16 protein-coding genes are annotated in these 16,318 nt (G+C 39.0%); 3 read left to right on the top strand and 13 right to left on the bottom strand.

What is annotated here, in order from left to right:
• Window positions 1-59: 59 nt before the first annotated feature.
• The gene (locus ACOZIR_RS17280; RefSeq protein ID WP_013082478.1) at window positions 60-200 is read right to left on the bottom strand and encodes a hypothetical protein; all 141 of its coding nucleotides are present in this window, start codon (window positions 198-200) and stop codon (window positions 60-62) included.
• A 217-nt stretch (window positions 201-417) separates the two neighbouring features.
• Here ACOZIR_RS17280 and ACOZIR_RS17275 point away from each other — a divergent pair, with 217 nt between their 5' ends.
• Together ACOZIR_RS17275 and ACOZIR_RS17270 are read left to right on the top strand one after the other, a co-directional pair.
• On the top strand, window positions 418-2,091 hold the full coding sequence (locus ACOZIR_RS17275) for a ribonuclease J (RefSeq protein WP_045291402.1): 1,674 nt from the start codon (window positions 418-420) through the stop codon (window positions 2,089-2,091).
• 227 nt (window positions 2,092-2,318) lie between these two features.
• Window positions 2,319-2,471 (top strand): YpzG family protein, encoded by a 153-nt coding sequence (locus tag ACOZIR_RS17270; RefSeq protein ID WP_013056278.1) that lies wholly within the window; start codon window positions 2,319-2,321, stop codon window positions 2,469-2,471.
• A gap of 46 nt (window positions 2,472-2,517) precedes the next feature.
• On the opposite strand, the gene ACOZIR_RS17265 is transcribed toward ACOZIR_RS17270, so the two are convergent.
• The 3 genes from ACOZIR_RS17265 to ACOZIR_RS17255 all read right to left on the bottom strand — a co-directional run bounded on the left by ACOZIR_RS17265 (window position 2,518) and on the right by ACOZIR_RS17255 (window position 4,826).
• Window positions 2,518-2,658 carry a hypothetical protein gene (locus ACOZIR_RS17265; RefSeq protein WP_013082476.1) on the bottom strand — a complete coding sequence of 47 codons (141 nt, stop codon included), beginning with the start codon at window positions 2,656-2,658 and terminating at the stop codon, window positions 2,518-2,520.
• A gap of 70 nt (window positions 2,659-2,728) precedes the next feature.
• The gene (locus ACOZIR_RS17260; protein ID WP_045291404.1) at window positions 2,729-4,072 is read right to left on the bottom strand and encodes an amino acid permease; all 1,344 of its coding nucleotides are present in this window, start codon (window positions 4,070-4,072) and stop codon (window positions 2,729-2,731) included.
• Between the two features lie 127 nt (window positions 4,073-4,199).
• On the bottom strand, window positions 4,200-4,826 hold the full coding sequence (locus ACOZIR_RS17255; protein WP_045291406.1) for a LysE family transporter: 627 nt from the start codon (window positions 4,824-4,826) through the stop codon (window positions 4,200-4,202).
• Between the two features lie 166 nt (window positions 4,827-4,992).
• Between ACOZIR_RS17255 and ACOZIR_RS17250 the strand changes: the two genes are divergently transcribed.
• Window positions 4,993-5,229 (top strand): hypothetical protein, encoded by a 237-nt coding sequence (locus ACOZIR_RS17250; protein WP_014460820.1) that lies wholly within the window; start codon window positions 4,993-4,995, stop codon window positions 5,227-5,229.
• A gap of 135 nt (window positions 5,230-5,364) precedes the next feature.
• Here ACOZIR_RS17250 and ACOZIR_RS17245 read toward each other — a convergent pair whose 3' ends face one another.
• The 9 genes from ACOZIR_RS17245 to ACOZIR_RS17205 all read right to left on the bottom strand — a co-directional run bounded on the left by ACOZIR_RS17245 (window position 5,365) and on the right by ACOZIR_RS17205 (window position 16,083).
• Window positions 5,365-6,213 carry an MBL fold metallo-hydrolase gene (locus ACOZIR_RS17245; protein ID WP_340141444.1) on the bottom strand — a complete coding sequence of 283 codons (849 nt, stop codon included), beginning with the start codon at window positions 6,211-6,213 and terminating at the stop codon, window positions 5,365-5,367.
• A 153-nt stretch (window positions 6,214-6,366) separates the two neighbouring features.
• A complete protein-coding gene (locus tag ACOZIR_RS17240; protein WP_025749256.1) occupies window positions 6,367-7,806 on the bottom strand; it encodes an aldehyde dehydrogenase family protein in 1,440 nt (479 codons plus the stop codon).
• Between the two features lie 469 nt (window positions 7,807-8,275).
• The gene (locus ACOZIR_RS17235; protein ID WP_045291412.1) at window positions 8,276-8,566 is read right to left on the bottom strand and encodes a putative quinol monooxygenase; all 291 of its coding nucleotides are present in this window, start codon (window positions 8,564-8,566) and stop codon (window positions 8,276-8,278) included.
• A 204-nt stretch (window positions 8,567-8,770) separates the two neighbouring features.
• The gene (locus ACOZIR_RS17230; protein ID WP_045291413.1) at window positions 8,771-9,436 is read right to left on the bottom strand and encodes a type 1 glutamine amidotransferase domain-containing protein; all 666 of its coding nucleotides are present in this window, start codon (window positions 9,434-9,436) and stop codon (window positions 8,771-8,773) included.
• A 265-nt stretch (window positions 9,437-9,701) separates the two neighbouring features.
• Window positions 9,702-10,922 (bottom strand): MFS transporter, encoded by a 1,221-nt coding sequence (locus ACOZIR_RS17225; protein ID WP_045291415.1) that lies wholly within the window; start codon window positions 10,920-10,922, stop codon window positions 9,702-9,704.
• Window positions 10,923-11,280: 358 nt separating this feature from the next.
• Entirely contained in the window at window positions 11,281-11,745 is a 465-nt protein-coding gene (gene hutP, locus ACOZIR_RS17220) for a hut operon transcriptional regulator HutP (RefSeq protein WP_045291416.1), read from the bottom strand.
• Window positions 11,746-11,956: 211 nt separating this feature from the next.
• Window positions 11,957-12,916 (bottom strand): L-threonine 3-dehydrogenase, encoded by a 960-nt coding sequence (locus ACOZIR_RS17215; protein WP_421535719.1) that lies wholly within the window; start codon window positions 12,914-12,916, stop codon window positions 11,957-11,959.
• A 37-nt stretch (window positions 12,917-12,953) separates the two neighbouring features.
• Window positions 12,954-14,144, bottom strand: a complete 1,191-nt coding sequence (locus ACOZIR_RS17210; protein WP_045291421.1) for a glycine C-acetyltransferase — start codon at window positions 14,142-14,144, stop codon at window positions 12,954-12,956.
• Window positions 14,145-14,622: 478 nt separating this feature from the next.
• The gene (locus tag ACOZIR_RS17205; RefSeq protein ID WP_045291423.1) at window positions 14,623-16,083 is read right to left on the bottom strand and encodes an MDR family MFS transporter; all 1,461 of its coding nucleotides are present in this window, start codon (window positions 16,081-16,083) and stop codon (window positions 14,623-14,625) included.
• Between the last annotated feature and the right edge of the window lie 235 nt (window positions 16,084-16,318).

The following is a 16,318-nucleotide window of genomic DNA, read 5'->3' as shown; positions in this document are numbered from 1 at the left end:
CTTCCCTATCTCTATTTTATTCAGAGCAGCTCAAAGCTGCTCTTTTGTCTGTCATTCTTTTACTTATTATGACGACTTACTTTTGCTTTTTGAAGCTCATCTGTATGAATATCGTTTGATAAAATACTTTTATTCACATTATCGACAGCTGCTGCACTGCTGCTGACTCCTTGGTTTTTGCTTTTATTTTGTTTACTCATTCCATCCACCTCCATGTGTAACGTCTATATTTTATGGAGTTATAAAAAGAAAATAAGAGGTAGTATTAGGAAAATGACCTTCTTTTCTTTTTACTTGCATCCTCATATCCAATAAAAAACAAAATATCCATATTTAACAGAATGCACCAGAAATAAATGTTCATACTAAGAGTAGAAATTCTGTATATCCATTTTGAAAATATAGGAGGAAACAAGCGTGAGTACAAATAGAAACACACTATCCATTTTTGCTTTAGGCGGCATTAATGAAATAGGAAAAAATATGTATGCCGTTCAATATGATGATGACATCATTGTAATTGACTGCGGCTCTAAATTTCCTGACGAAAGTTTATTAGGAATTGATTTGATTATACCTGACATTACATACTTACAAGAGAATCGAGAAAAAGTTCGAGCACTGGTTGTTACGCATGGTCATGAAGATCATATCGGAGGTATTCCTTATCTTCTAAAACAGTTAAGCCTCCCCATTTATGCAACAAGCCTTACACTCGGATTAATCGACATTAAACTGCAGGAACATCAATTATCTGCTGAGACGGAGCTTATTGAAATCAACGAAGAATCAGAAATTACATTAGGCAATATTCCGCTTTCTTTTTTTAAAACGAATCACAGCATTCCAGATTGTCTTGGCATTGTCTTTCATACGCCTGAAGGAGCTGTTGTGCATACCGGGGATTTTAAGTTTGATTTAACTCCTGTTAACGACCAATATCCAGATCTTCATAAAATGGCAAAAATAGGAAGTGAAGGTGTACTGGCTTTAATATCAGAAAGCACAAATGCTGAGCGCCCTGGATTTACGCCTTCAGAAAAGCTAGTTGGTAAACATGTAGAAGAAGCTTTTCGTAAAGCAAAGCGAAAAGTGATTATTTCTACTTTCGCCTCGAATGTTAACCGCGTACAGCAAATTGTAGATGCAGCGATTAAAACGAACAGAAAACTTGCGCTGCTAGGAAGAAGCATGGTTAACGTTGTATCAGTTGCGTTAGAGAAAGGGTATTTAACCATTCCTGAAGGGATGCTAATTGAACCTTATGAAGTACATTCACTTGCGCCTGAACAAGTCGCTATTCTCTGTACTGGAAGCCAAGGCGAGCCGCTGGCCGCTCTATCTAGATTAGCCAGCGGAAATCACCGACAAGTAGAGATTCTTCCTGAAGACACGGTCATTTTATCAGCAGGGCCTATTCCTGGTAATGAACGTAATATCTCTCGTATTGTCGACAGTCTTTTCACACTCGGAGCTCATGTGATTTACGGGTCAGGAAGCGCAACAGGTATGCACGTATCAGGACATGGCTATCAAGAAGAGCTAAAATTAATGGCTACATTGATGAAGCCAAAGTATTTTATCCCGATTCACGGCGAGTTTCGAATGCTTCATCACCACAGCTTATTAGCAGAATCCGTCGGGGTGGAAAAAGAGAACATTTTCATTATAAATAACGGTGATATTGTTGATATCAAGGGCGGAGCAGCTGTTCAAACAAGAAAAATCCCTGCAGGTAATGTATATGTAGATGGGTTTGGCATTGGAGATGTTGGCAACGCGATTTTACGTGACCGCAAACAGCTTTCAGAAGATGGTATGCTGGTTATTGTTATTACTCTGAATAAAGCGGAAGGGAAAATTGTGTCTGGTCCAGATACCATTTCACGAGGCTTTGTTTATACCAGAGATTCAGAGCAGTTATTAAAAGATGTTAACCGACAAGTGACTAAAATTGTAAATCAATTACAAAAATCTCATGTTCACCAATGGAGCATTATGAAAAAAGAAATCAAGACAACACTTGGCCAATTTTTATATAACCAAACCAAAAGAAGACCTATGATCCTTCCTGTCATTATTGAAGTTTGATTACTCCACTAAAAAACTGCCTTAGTCCCCACTAAGGCAGTTTTACTTTATAAATCCGAAGCTTAACCCAAAGTGAGAAGTTGCCCTTTATAGTTTATGAATAGGCACTCCCTTTATATGTATGGTTAAAAGTGTTAGGTGTATTTCTTCTTTTTTATCCCATTCTATAAGAGAGATATTTCACCGTAAATATCTTGTGAAAGTATCCTATCCTTGAGGTGATTATGATGAATGATAAAAATCAAGTAGATCAGCATTCAGAACTATTCCGCCACAACTGGACGAGACCGAAGCGTTCAAAGTCCCAAGTAAATGGACATACAGAGATGTCTCAAACGAACATCATCTTGCGAAGTAATGCAAAAGCTCATCGTTGGTAAGGATGATACACTTCAACAAAAAAAGACGCGAACGCGTCTTTTTTTGTTATTGGCCGTCTGCTCCGCTTTGAGTTATCTTGCGAATATGACCATCTTCATAATTATTTTCTCGTAGCGCTTTCGCTTTGTCATCTACTACTTGTTTTTGATCTACTTGTGAAGAAGGAGTCTGCTTGTTTTTTGGCATGTTCATAACCACCTTTTATTTTTGTAATTGTACAACGTGCATAGTGTCCCTCATAAAGATTAAATATATGTTAGCTAGCGGCTTCTTCTTCTTTCCACTTATGGCGCAGTTTTAAAATAACAAGGCTTATGACAATTAGAAAGCCTAAGCTTGCAAAGAAACCTGGCCTGCTTGCAGATTCTAACAGCGTACCGCTTACTGCTAGCAGGATTAATAAGAGACCAACAGCTTGCTTTACCTTATCCCAAACGGTTTGTTTGATTAAGCGATGAAAAGAAATTAAAATAAAGAACCAATTATAAATCAGCATCAGTCCAGCTGCTGTTGTAATGTACTCATAAATTTTCCCGGGCAATAGCAAGGAAAGAACAATAGAAACAATTAATCCTGCTGTTGTTAAAAGTAAAGCCGGTAAAGGAAACTGGAGCTTTTTCTGTTTTTGTTTTGAAAACAATGCAGGAGCATCCCCATCTTCTGAAAGAGTGACAATCATTGTTGTTACGGAAAAAAAAGACGCTGACATTGTTGAGAAACCCGCAATAATCATTGCTCCATTAAAAACATGAGGGAAAAATGGAAGATGATATGTTTCTAAAGCCGTTATAAATGGACTTTGATTTCCATGAAAATCATGAAATGGCACAATTAAAATAGCTAAACTCAGTGAAACAATATAAATAATTCCAAGGAGAATAAGCATACTTCTTCCCGCTTTCGGTGCGTCTTCTTTTTTTTCTAAACGAACCGTCATGATCCCCATAACTTCGATGCCGCCGAAAGCATAAAAAGCATAAAGCAAAGCGCCCCATAAACCTAAAAACCCGTGCGGAAATACTTCACTTATCGTTCGCGGCACTCCTTGTTTGGCACCTTCGTCAAGAAATCCAAATAAAGCCAGACTAGCTAATACAATAAACATTAAAATAGCAGCCACTTTTGTGACAGCAAATACATTTTCCATTCGTTCAAAGCCTTTTGTTCCGATTAATACAACAGCAATGCCTAAAACAGCATAAATAGAGGCAAAGACCCACAGTGGAATATCTTCAAACCAAAAACGTGTAAAAAGAGATAAAGCCGTGAGCTGACTCCCCATGATCAGCATCTCTGAACTCCAGTACACCCATCCGCTGCTAAATCCTGCCCATCTTCCATAAGCCTTTTTAGCATAGGAGCGAAACGAACCTTTTTGAGGATCTTGAGCACTCATTTTAGCAAGAGCGTCAAATACAATAAATGTACATACTGCTGCTAGTAAAAAAGCAATTAATACAGAGGGACCCGTGGCTTTTATTGCAATACTTGATCCTAAAAAATAGCCTGTACCGATTATGCACCCTACTCCGATTAAAGACAGCTGCCACCATTTTAATTTCCCTTCAACCTGACTTCCGCAGCCTATTTTCTTTTTCATACTATCACTCCTTATACCTTGATGTAGTGTGTGATAGTTTGAAAAATTTATGCGCAAAAAGAGACAGCTTTCTACTATTTTTCAGCAGATAGAAAACGCTTTAAATTCAGTTCTGCTTTCTCCTCTTTTAAATAATGAATTGCTGTACAGCTTGCCAGCCGAAATATATACCAAATCCTATTAGAGAAAGGCCGGATATAACGGAGACTGCAGTCAAAAACGTCGCCGCTAAATACCTTCGAAAAGTGCTTGCTAAAGCTGCCATAGCAATATCCCAGCATAAAATCCCTGTAAAAATAGCACAGCTGTATAAAATAAGCTGTTCTGTTTCGTATGTATTAGCTGTTTTGGCTAAAACAGAGCCATAAATACCAAGCCAAAAAAGAATAGTAAGCGGATTTGTTAATGAAATGAAAAAACCTGAAAAAAAACACTTTACTACCGAATCTCCTTTTGCGTTCCGATGCTGTGTAATTTTCCCTGCGCTCATTAATCCTTCAATACCGGTATAAATTAATACGAAGCATCCAAACGAAAAAAGAAATGTTTTCATAAAATCGCTGCTTAAAAAATGAACGGACCCAAAATAAACTACAAGCATATAAAGAGCGTCAACTGATGTTGCTCCTATCCCTAAGAACCAAGCATGTAAAAAACCATTTTTAATTCCTTTGTCAAGCTGAGCGGCGTTGATAGGGCCGATTGGTGCGGCTAACGATAGCCCTAACAACATATAGCTGAAAAAAGCTCCCACATGTATCCCTCCCTGCTTCTGAGGTTTTATAAATTGAACTATGATAAATGTATGCAGCCTACTTAGCTTGTACTACGTAATTTTTATTTTATTTCTAAATCCTTTTGTATAGCTGCGAAAAACCAGCGCATGTTAACTGTAAATACTATACAGAAGGATGAGAGGCATGAATTCATACACTCATATTAAAGAAGCACTACAATTAGCTGAGCAGGCTGTTTATCAAGGACAGATGAATTTGAATGGAGCTAATTTTCAAAATGCTCAAATGCATTTGAATATCGTTCAGCAGCAAATTAATGAACAAAAAGAAGCGGCGTCTGGTGATAAAGAATTAAGACGAATGGAAGAACACTTAAGACACTTACGCGAAGCGCAGCAGGCTATTCAGCAAAATTTTTAATAAGGGTAGTTATAACTTTTTTTACTTTTATACGAAAAACTAAAAAGCTCTACGAACTCACTGAGTTCGTAGAGCTTTTGATCTTCACCTGCAGCTTTTAAGAGCTGCTTAAAGAGTAAACTTTTTTCTTTAGCCTTATACATACTTTCCGTAATCAGGACGAGCAATCTCATCAAAATTCTTCGTAAGCTTCAATAAATTAGTTGAAAGCCATTCGCCGGAAACCGGTTTTCCATGTCCTGTCACCGCCACAGATGGATGAAGTGACTGAAGCACTTCAACTGATTTTTTGGCAGATGCCCAGTCCGTAGTTAAATAACGAGGAGGACCGCTAATTTCCAATTCTTGCTCTAGTACATCCAGTAAATATTCTTGCTTAGTGGTAACAAAAGCATCCCCGGCGATAAGCGTAAGATCCTGCTTTCTAAAAAGAGAAATATGTCCTGGAGAATGACCAGGGGTGTGAACCCATTCCCATTCCGGCATATGGGGTACAGAGCCGTCGGCTGGTAAAGCTTGCACATGAGAACCTAAATCAATGGCTTCCGTTGGAAATAGCGGAGAAAGCTTTGCTACAAGCCCGCCTTCGACTGTGCCGTCCGGTGTGGGATAATTTTTTTTACCCGTCACATATGGAAGTTCAAGCGGATGTGCATATACCGGTATTTGCCACTTCTCCACTAATTCAATAATAGATCCAATATGATCAAAATGTGCATGTGTAAGAATAATTGCTTTTGGTTTTTTTCCTTTTCCAAACCTTTCTTCTGCCTCTTTGATAATCATAGAAGCCGAATTAGGCATTCCCGCATCCACAAGTACAAAACTATTTTCTTTGTCTGGATTTCCTATAAAACATACGTTAACAATCTGTGTAGTGTAGCTGTAGATATCCGGCGCCACTTCGACTCCTTTTCCACTGGCTACAGAGCTCATGGGGATAAAGCTTTCCGTTGATGAACTTCCGTGCATCTCTCTATTCACTTTATAATTCCCTCCTTTAGCGTGTTATTTCATATACGTGATACACGTTTATGCTATCCACCTTTGCTTTCGTTATTCTTTCTTTTACTAGCTCTCTTTTATGTATCCATAAAAAAAAGAAAGGAGAAAAACTCCTTTCTTTTTTTACATCAATTATACTTTTGCCGGAACTTTAACGCCCATGATTGCTTTTGGCTCTAGATATTCTTCAATACCAAATGCTCCCCACTCGCGTCCAATACCAGATTGTTTGAATCCACCGAATGGGGCAGCTCTGTCTTGCTCGGCATCGTTGACGATGATTTGACCAGCTCTAATGTTTTTAGCAACATAGTCAAGTGTTTCTTGGTCTTTTCCGACCGCATAGCCTGCAAGTCCATAAATTGTATCGTTTGCAATTTCAAGAGCTTGCTCTAGATCATCATACGTGATAATAGTGGTTACAGGTCCAAAGATTTCTTCTTGTGCAATAACCATATCATTTGAAACGTCAGTAAAGACTGTCGGTTTAACAAAGTATCCTGTTTCTAAGCCGTCTGGTTTGCCCGTTCCGCCAGTAAGAAGCTTTGCACCTTCATCCATTCCTTTTTTAATATAATCCTGTACGCGATCCCACTGCTTTTCCGCTACGAGCGGTCCAGTTACGTTGTCTTTATTTAACGGATCACCAACCGGGAATGATGGTAGAACCTTCTTCACTGCTTCTTCAAATTTTTCTTTCATAGAGGCAGGAATGATAATGCGCGTTGCTGCCGTACATACTTGTCCTGTATTCATTGCAATGTGTGAAACTGCTATTTTAGCCGCTTCTTCTACATCCGCATCCTCTAATACAACTAGCGGTGATTTCCCGCCTAGCTCAAGGGCTACTTTTTTGATTGTTTTAGCCGCGTTTTGCATAATTTTCTCGCCTACAGCACCTGACCCTGTAAATGATACAAAGTCAATGTCCGGGTGAGAACTAATACCGTCACCGATTGTGCTTCCCGTTCCGTTTACAAGGTTAAAGGCACCTTTTGGTACACCAGCTTCATCAATGATTTCTGCTAATATCATCGCTGCATACGGTGTAAGTTCTGATGGTTTTAATACCATTGGACTTCCTGCTGCGATAGCTCCTGCAATTTTAGTAGACGTTTGATTTGTTGGGAAGTTCCATGGTGTAATAAGTCCGCTTACTCCAATAGACTCTTTTACGACCTTGTAGCTTCCATGATCTTTTTCAAATGTATAATCTTCAAGTGCATTAGCTGCTTCTTTAAAGTGGCTAAGTCCCATTTCATAGTGCACTTCTTCTGAAATTTTTAAAGGAGCGCCAAGCTCTTCAGTCATAACTTCAATAAGCTCTTGTTTACGCTTTTCATACCCTTTTGCAATATTGCGAAGCATTTTAATTCGCTCTTCTTTTGTTGTTCTTGAAAATGTGGGAAGCGCTGCTTTAGCTGCTGCCACGGCTTTATCTAAATCTTCTTTTGTACCTAAGCTAATTTTACCAATTGATTTTTCAGTAGCAGGATTGATCACATCTGACGTTTCGTTTCCTGTTGATTCAACCCATTCTCCGTTAATAAAGTGTTTTAAATTTGTACGCATTGATTTGATCTCTCCTTTTAGTTTGTTAATTGTTGAACTATGTCATCTAGTTTTTATCTACCCGCCTGTCTGCTTCTCAAACGCCGCTTCTATTATTTTTTGTTTCTTTCACTGCTCCAATCGGCTTTTCGCAGCTGAAATTATTTTCCCCCTGAAGTTTTTTAGTTCTTTATAACAAACAGGGATGGAGTCATAGCGAAATCAATCACATCTAAAAGATGAACAAATTGGATAAAGGAGCTAGTATGGATTGTTTGTGATACCGCTGCTGGTTTCCCTGCAAGCCTTCTCTTTCTGTAGGCGGTCGATGAGCCTCCTCGCTTACGCTCCTGTTTGGTCTCACTAAATGAAACTCACATTCACCATTACCACAAAAAAATCCGAACGAGTTTGATTCTCCATCAAGAATCTTGATTCCTCGTTCGGATCTTCCTTCAACTAAAACACTTTTGCTCCAGCCTCTTTTGTATTAAAGTACTTCTTGTAAACGATGTACCGCTCTGCTTTCAATTAACGGTTCTGTTTGCTGTCTGTATTCTTGATAGTGAGGTGTTTCAATGTGAGCTTCAACATCTTCTTTGCTTTCCCATTTCTCATAAAAAACAAATGTGCCTGCTTTGTCTGTATCCTGGTGGAGAGTGTATTGAATACATCCTTTTTCTTTTCTTGATGGTTCAATAACTTTTACTAACTCTGATCGAAGCTCTTCTTCTTTTCCTGGCTTGGCTTGCAAAATGGCGTTAACAATAATTTCTGACATCGTTTTTCCTCATTTCTTTTAAAAAATATTCTTTATAAAAAGCTTCCCTCTTTTGGTATTCATTACACTAACCATCATTTTTTTGTACGATGATTAATCTCTCTAGTGCAAGACAGCAAAACATACACATTATCTACAGCGTTCTTTCTTCATGCTGTTCATAAAAAAGCCTGTAGTCTATAAGCCTACAGGCTTTTTTACATCTTATTTCAATAATTTTTTCACGACTGCTTTTGCTACACTGATTGTTGACTGAGGATTTTGACCTGTTATCAAGTTTCCATCTGCTTGTATATTATCTGTCCAGTTTGGAGCAGTTACTACATTTGCCCCAAGTTCACGCAGACGTGTTTCCAAAAGAAACGGCATGAAGCGATCCAATGTTGTTTCACGTTCTTCACCATCTGTAAACGCAGCGACATCTTTTCCTTCGACCAACGGCTTTTCATCTGATAATGTAACACCTACTAAGCCTGCGGGTCCGTGGCATACAGCGGCTACTACTTTGTCTCCTTCGTATAGTTCACGAATTAAAGCGTGGAGCGTTTGATTATCTGGCAGATCAAACATTGTGCCGTGACCGCCTGGTAAGAAAACAGCATCAAATTTAGCACTGTCTGTAATTGTATCAAGTTTTAGGGTATTCTCTAGATGCCTAGCTGTATTTAAGATTTCTTGAGAAGTCTCTCCTTCAAGGCTGCGAGCATCCACCGGCGCTTTTCCTCCTAGAGGACTTGCTACAGTAATCGTAAATCCAGCTTTTTCGAACTCTACGTACGCTTCACCAAATTCTGAAAGCCAAAGGCCTGTTGGATGATTTTCTTTCATTTTGTCAGCCGTTGTTACGACCATTAATATATGTTTAGACATAGTAACGTCCTCCTGCAAATAAAGATAGTATTTTCTGTTTCCGCCTTACACACCATATTGTAAGAGAGGAATTACTATAATACAAATTAGAAAATATCTGCTTATCCATAAATATTTTTATAGATAATGTAGACATCTTTGTTAATAAAGCATCTGCGAAAGAAACAACGTTACAACATCTAAACTTATTTTTTTATACACTCAAAAAACCGCCCTTTTGAGTAAGCGCGGTTTTTCCAGAAAAGCATAGAATCTATTTTTTATTTTAAAGAGCAGACTGAGCGTTCATTTGTTTTACTTTTTTTTCTCCCGTTTTTTTAAGACTCACCATAAAAACAAACGAAATACAGTACAGCCCTGCCAAGTACGTCATCGCTACCGTCATATCATAGCTTTGCAAAAGATAGCCGACAAGAATTGGTGATAAGCCTCCGAGCGCTCGCCCAAAGTTAAAAATGGTGTTCGTTGCAGTACTGCGAACTTCTACTGAATAGTGGCTGCTTATCAATGCTCCGTATCCCGCAAACATTCCATTTGAGAAAAATCCGACCACAGCTCCTCCTATAAGCAGCCCTGCACTTCCTTCGGCATACGAGTATAAAAATACCGCACAAGCAGAAGCAAGAAGAAAGATTCCAAAGGTACGTTTGGATCCAAAACGATCCATAAATTGCCCAAATGTTAGCATGCCTATAATCATTCCAACGGCTGTACTGATTGTCCAAAGAGCTGAACTTGAAACAGAGAGGCCTTGTGATTGCTGAAGCATAGACGGAAGCCATATCATGAGTCCGTTATAGCCTGCAATTTGAACGGTAGCCATCACTGCCAGCGAAATGGTTGTCATCGCTGTCTTAGGCGTAGCAAATAGTTGGCGAAGCTTGCCATTGTTTTTAGCAACCGCTGTTTTCTCTTTTTGAGTTTTTAGCCACTCAGGAGATTCGTTTAAATTTTTTCGTACGATAAAAGCAAAAATGACGGGTATAATTCCGACAAAGAATAAGGCTCTCCATCCGAACATCGGCAGGATCAGAGAACTTAAAAGCGCCGCAAGAATAACTCCAAATTGTGCGCCAATACTAACATAAGATGAGGCTCTTCCTTGCTTATGTTTCGGCCACGCTTCTGCAACAAGAGCCATACCGATTCCGTACTCTCCTCCAGCCCCAATTCCGGCAATAAATCGTGAAGCATACACTTGTTCCACATTTGCTGCAAAACCTGTTAATGCCGTTCCGACTGCAAATAAAAGAACCGTGTAGGTAAAAACCCGCACTCTTCCAAACTTATCTGCTAAAATTCCGAAGATTACGCCGCCTATGAGCATTCCTATATTTGTAATAGAAGAAATAAGTCCACCTGTTGCTAAATCAATGTGAAATTCAGCAATAATCATTGACATAGCAAACGAGATAAACATAATGTCCATCCCTTCTAACGTCAAACCTGCTACTGATGCTACAACTGTCTTGTTACGATAATTCATGTTGTTCCACCCTCCACTGTATTCTGTCTGTATAAACGCTCTTTCTTTTTTGAAGGAATGGATAAATAATATATGTCCATTCTCTTTTGAAGCCTCTCTGGACTTCGTTTAAAAGAGGTAAGTAACGCATAAAAGCCCTTTTGTCGCAGAGGGCAAAAGGGCACAGATAGGCATAGAAGCAGCAAACAAGTTATCCGTCCTTTTCGGCCTCTCTGGACCGTCTTAAAGGCAGTTATTATATTAATCACTATGTTAACACGCCGCACAGAACCTTTCAATAAGAAAAATATCTTCTTTAAAACAGCTATGTACATCTGCTACTCGCTTTTTATTATCATACTATTTCATCAATTACTCTTTAGATATGGTTAAAACCAAAGCCTAACGTATCATGTTCAAAGCCTTTTTTAGGCGCACCTATTGTTCCATACACACAAACACTAATCCATTCCTCGCTTGATCCTGAGAACTCAATTTTTCCGCGCACAATTGAAAATGTGAGTCCTACTGTCCGTAAAATATCACCTAGCTGCAGCGTTCCTCGACTCACTCCTTGAATGGCTTCAAGTATAGCATGATAAAGAGCGTGAACTTCCCGGTACGACTGGGCATTAATAATTTTGTTTGTCTTGGCGCTCGTTTCAATTGCCGCCACGACTTTAGACAGTTCCATCGCTCCGACTTTTCCTACTGTGTAGCTATATCCTCTCTCATTGATTTCCTTTTCAATACCTTCAGCTAGTTCCGTATTGTGTAAAAGAACGAGTAAAGATGTTAATCTTCCCATTGAAAAATCATTAACTTGTTGAAATTTATTGTTCAACTGTCATTCCCTCCCTTCTATCCCCTTATTATTTTAACAGACGAATACCTAAAAGGGTGCTGATTATTCAACGAACGAGCGCTCACTTAAAGGGGCAGAAGATCTATGTGTACTGTCCACCACTGTTACGAAGTAGAACTTGCATAAACAAGCAATCTGCCTTTTAGTAAGCGCTTACTTTATTTTCGAGGAAGAAATCATTTTTCTCTGCTTACGTTAAGACAAGCTGTGATTCAACTTTTAACTTTCCCAGCATCTCTCTCGTCATTTTTTCTAGGTTATATTCTGCTTTAAACCCCCACTCTTCCTTAGCACAGCTGGAATCTATATGGTTAGGCCAGCTTTCAGCAATTGCTTGTCGAACAGGATCTACTTGGTAATTCAGCACAAATTCCGGAATCGTTTTTCGAATTTCCGCTGCCATTTGTTCTGGATCAAAGCTCATAGCAGAAACGTTAAATGAATTTCGGTGCTTCAGCTTAGAACCGTCTGCTTCCATTAGTTGGATAACAGCGTTTAGTGCATCAGGCATATACATCATATCCATATATGTTCCTTTGTCGATATAAGACGTATAACGCTTATGTTTAACGGCTTCATAATAAATTTCAACAGCGTAGTCCGTTGTCCCTCCACCTGGAGGCGTTACGTATGAAATTAAGCCTGGAAAACGCAGCCCTCGTGTATCGACTCCGAATTTATGATGATAGTAATCGCAAAGTAATTCACCCGCTACTTTATTAACACCATACATCGTGGTAGGACGTTGAATCGTATCCTGAGGGGTCCAGTCTTTTGGAGTCGTTGGACCAAATGCACCAATTGAACTTGGAGTGAAAAATTGGCACTTCAGCTCACGCGCTACTTCGAGCGCGTTTACTAATCCGCCCATATTGAGATTCCACGCCAGAAGCGGCTTTTGCTCGGCTGTCGCTGATAACAGCGCAGCCAAGTGAATAATCGTATCGACTTTATGCTTTTCGGCGATCGCAAATAAACCAGTCTGATCCGTTACGTCTAAAATCTCGAATGGACCTGAAGTCACAACATCGCTCGCCGTCTTGCGAATATCAGTGGCAATAATATTTTCTGAACCGTACATCTCTCTCATTTTCATTGTTAATTCAGAACCGATTTGTCCTAGAGACCCCGTTATTAATACTTTTTTCATCTCAATATCCTCCTCATGTACTGCCTAAATTCAACGATTAGATTAATTTCATTTCCTTGCCTACTTTTTTGTAGATACGAAGTGCTTCATCTAACATTTCTTTTGTATGAGCAGCCGTTGGCATATTGCGCACGCGTCCTGTTCCTTTTGGAACGGTAGGGAAAACAATTGATTTAGCGTATACCCCTTCTTCTATTAATCTCTCACTAAAAACCTGCGTTTGATTTTCATCTCCTATAATGCACGGAGTAATAGGTGTTTCACTTTCGCCGGTATTAAAGCCCAGCTCTTTTAATCCTTGCTTTAAATAACGGCTGTTTTCCCACATTTGATCCTGCAGCTCCGTACTTGTGCTTAGAATTTCAATCGCTTTCATACATGCAGCAGCCGTGCCTGGTGTAATAGCAGTCGAGAATAAAAACGGGCGGCTTCGTACTTTCAACCAGTCAATTAAGTCTTTTTTTCCAGCTACGTATCCACCTACAGCTCCAATCGCTTTTGACAAGGTTCCAATTTGGAAGTCTACTTTTTCAGATAAGCCAAAATGTTTGACTGTGCCCATACCGTTACCTAATACGCCCGACCCGTGAGCATCATCTACGTATGTGATTAAATCAAATTCCTCTGCAATTTCTACAATTTCGGGAAGCTTAGCAATGTCTCCATCCATTGAGAATACACCGTCGGTAATTACCATTATTTTATTATAGGCACCGGACTTTTGTGCTTCGCCTGCTTTTGCACGAAGATCCTCCATATCCGAATGCTTGTAAGGAATAATTTTTGCTTTTGATAGCCGACATCCGTCAATAATTGAAGCGTGATTCAGCTCATCTGATAAAATCGCGTCATGTTTATCCATAACTGCAGAGATGGCTGCCATATTGCAGTTAAAGCCAGATTGGTAAGCTATAGCTGCTTCCGTATGCTTAAACTCGGCAAGCTTTTCCTCTAGCTTAATATGAATATCTAGAGTTCCATTAATCGTTCGGACAGCTCCAGCTCCCACTCCGTATTTTTCAGTGGCTTGGTTGGACGCGTTAATAAGCCTTTCGTCTGTAGCAAGCCCCAAATAGTTGTTGGATGATAAATTAATTAATTGTTTTCCATCAATTTGAATAACAGGTCCGTTTGGTCCCTCTACTGGATTAATGACGTTGTATAGCCCTTTATCTTTTAAATCTTCTAAATTATTATTCAAGAATTCTTTTAAACGTCTGCTTGTCATCTTCCATACCCCCTCATTGTTGTTCAACACGTCTTATAAACTTCTCTTTTCCCCATTAAAAGATTAATTCAAGCACTTATAGTATATGAATTAAAAATCAAGTGTATTCCTGAGAAAGACAAATGTTTCTTTTGTAAGCGCTTAAAATTCAACACTTATAGAATTTATAATAATCAACAACCCAGTAAATGTCCATACTAAAAATACAAAAAATAAGAAATTTTCGGCAATAATAAAAATTCTTCCTTCTGTTAACGATTTTTCCGGAACGTTATTAGACAATATCTTTTTTCTTTTCTCTCTTTGATAATTCTTTTAAAAAAGAGACTGATACATAACTGAATCAACAGCTAAAAGCACCTCCATACATGAAACCTACATTCACCATACCAATAAAAAAATCCGAACGAGTTTGGTCCTTAATCAAACTCGTTCGGATTTTCCTTCAATTAAAATACTTTTGTAGCAGTCTCTTCCGTTACTTTTGCACAGATATGTTCTTTATTTTTTTATGTCCGTTTTTTACTAATAAGCATGAGACAGCAAAGCTTAGCAAAGCAGCTAAAAACGTTCCGCTGTAAATAATGTGAACACCTGATGCAAGAATTTCATGAAGCTTTGACAGTTCTTCTGCTGGTACCCCGCCTGTTTCAAACGAAGCATTCAAATTTTCTTGCCCTAATTTCTTTGCTTGTGAAAGCGTCACTAAGTTAAAAATTGTACCAAACACCGCAGAACCTAGCGTTTGACTGAATGTATTTGTAAACGTATTAAGAGCCACCGCTACTCCTCTTTTGCTAGCTGGGACTGCTGATTGAATAACCAACATAAAGATAGGCGTAATAATCCCCATTCCTAACCCAAGAACCCCAACGGCTACATAAATTAAAAATACGGGTGAGTGCGTGGAGACTAAAAACAGCATAAAACATGCCGTACTTACGATTGCCGTTCCTAGCGTAAGGATGGAGTGCGTTTTAAGACGCCCTACTAAATTCCCTGAAAGCAGTGAACCAATTGTCCAGCATACTGGCATGGGCATTAAGACAAAACCAGCAGCGGTTGCACTTTTTCCCATCACTCCTTGGCTCCAAATTGGAAGGTAAACCGTAATACTAATAACTACTGATCCGACAAGAAGTGTTAATAAGTTTATAACAGATACACTTCGAATGGAAAACAACTCAAGCGGAATAAGAGGTTCCGGCGATTTCTTTTCGATATAAATAAAGCCAATGAATGTCAGAACAGCTAGAACAAATAATCCTATAATGACCGGATCTCCCCAGTTTTGATGCTGGCTTCCGGTTAAAAGCGCGTATAGAAATGCAATGGTTCCAACTGAAAACGTCACCGCTCCAATGTAATCGATATAGCGTTTTTCTTTTACCACTTCTTCTTTATAGTTTACTAGAAGAACAATAAAAGCCATTAGGCCAAACGGTATATTTAAAAAGAAAATATAGCGCCAAGACAGCGTATCGACTAAAAATCCCCCAAGAAGAGGACCGAGAACTCCAGCAACTCCCCACACTGCACTAATCCATCCTTGCGCTTTAGCTCTTTCTTTTGCTTCTTCATACAAGTCGCCAATAATAATCATTGTAAGCGGCATAACGACCCCGGCGCCTAGCCCTTGAATTGCTCTATAGACAATTAATTGTTGCATCGAAAAGCTAAGTCCGCAAAGTATCGATCCGATTAAGAAAATAATAATTCCAACAAGCATAACTTTTTTGCGGCCGAATAAATCTGCTAACTTTCCGTATATAGGTGTAGATACAGCGGTTGTCAGCATATAAATGGCATACACCCAGCTAACTAGCTCAATACCTGACAAATCACTTGTAATTCTTGGAACAGCCGTACTGACAATGGTTCCTTCCATTGCAGCTAAAACAGTGACAAGCAGCAGCGCTGTCATGATTCGTTTCCTCATCTTTTTCTCTCCTTGCAACTGCGGGCATACCATCGTTTTTCTTACAGAAGATAAAAGCGGTTTCAATATACTTATACCCTTTTAGCCTTTATATGTATGTGATGCTCCGCATATAGTTACTGCCATATGCAGCCAAATAATTATTTTACTATAAATTTTTTCAAAGCGATAGAGAATTTCAAAAATATGACTTTACTCTCATTTATAAAAACATGCGTAAACGATGTTTTATTTC

Origin of the sequence: Priestia sp. D3YE.R1, from assembly GCF_049199565.1 — a bacterium.
GTDB lineage: Bacteria > Bacillota > Bacilli > Bacillales > Bacillaceae_H > Priestia > Priestia aryabhattai.
Note: the sequence above shows the minus strand (reverse complement) of the source record. Positions and strands in the feature narration are given on the sequence as shown.

Excerpts from the sequence above, each read along its gene's own strand:
- ACOZIR_RS17280 (WP_013082478.1), bottom strand. The coding sequence starts at position 200 with ATGAGTAAACAAAATAAAAGCAAAAACCAAGGAGTCAGCAGCAGTGCA.
- ACOZIR_RS17270 (WP_013056278.1), top strand. The coding sequence starts at position 2,319 with ATGAATGATAAAAATCAAGTAGATCAGCATTCAGAACTATTCCGCCAC.
- ACOZIR_RS17265 (WP_013082476.1), bottom strand. The coding sequence starts at position 2,658 with ATGCCAAAAAACAAGCAGACTCCTTCTTCACAAGTAGATCAAAAACAA.
- ACOZIR_RS17260 (WP_045291404.1), bottom strand. The coding sequence starts at position 4,072 with ATGAAAAAGAAAATAGGCTGCGGAAGTCAGGTTGAAGGGAAATTAAAA.
- ACOZIR_RS17250 (WP_014460820.1), top strand. The coding sequence starts at position 4,993 with ATGAATTCATACACTCATATTAAAGAAGCACTACAATTAGCTGAGCAG.
- ACOZIR_RS17240 (WP_025749256.1), bottom strand. The coding sequence starts at position 7,806 with ATGCGTACAAATTTAAAACACTTTATTAACGGAGAATGGGTTGAATCA.
- ACOZIR_RS17235 (WP_045291412.1), bottom strand. The coding sequence starts at position 8,566 with ATGTCAGAAATTATTGTTAACGCCATTTTGCAAGCCAAGCCAGGAAAA.
- ACOZIR_RS17230 (WP_045291413.1), bottom strand. The coding sequence starts at position 9,436 with ATGTCTAAACATATATTAATGGTCGTAACAACGGCTGACAAAATGAAA.
- ACOZIR_RS17225 (WP_045291415.1), bottom strand. The coding sequence starts at position 10,922 with ATGAATTATCGTAACAAGACAGTTGTAGCATCAGTAGCAGGTTTGACG.
- ACOZIR_RS17215 (WP_421535719.1), bottom strand. The coding sequence starts at position 12,916 with ATGAAAAAAGTATTAATAACGGGGTCTCTAGGACAAATCGGTTCTGAA.
- ACOZIR_RS17210 (WP_045291421.1), bottom strand. The coding sequence starts at position 14,144 with ATGACAAGCAGACGTTTAAAAGAATTCTTGAATAATAATTTAGAAGAT.
- ACOZIR_RS17205 (WP_045291423.1), bottom strand. The coding sequence starts at position 16,083 with ATGAGGAAACGAATCATGACAGCGCTGCTGCTTGTCACTGTTTTAGCT.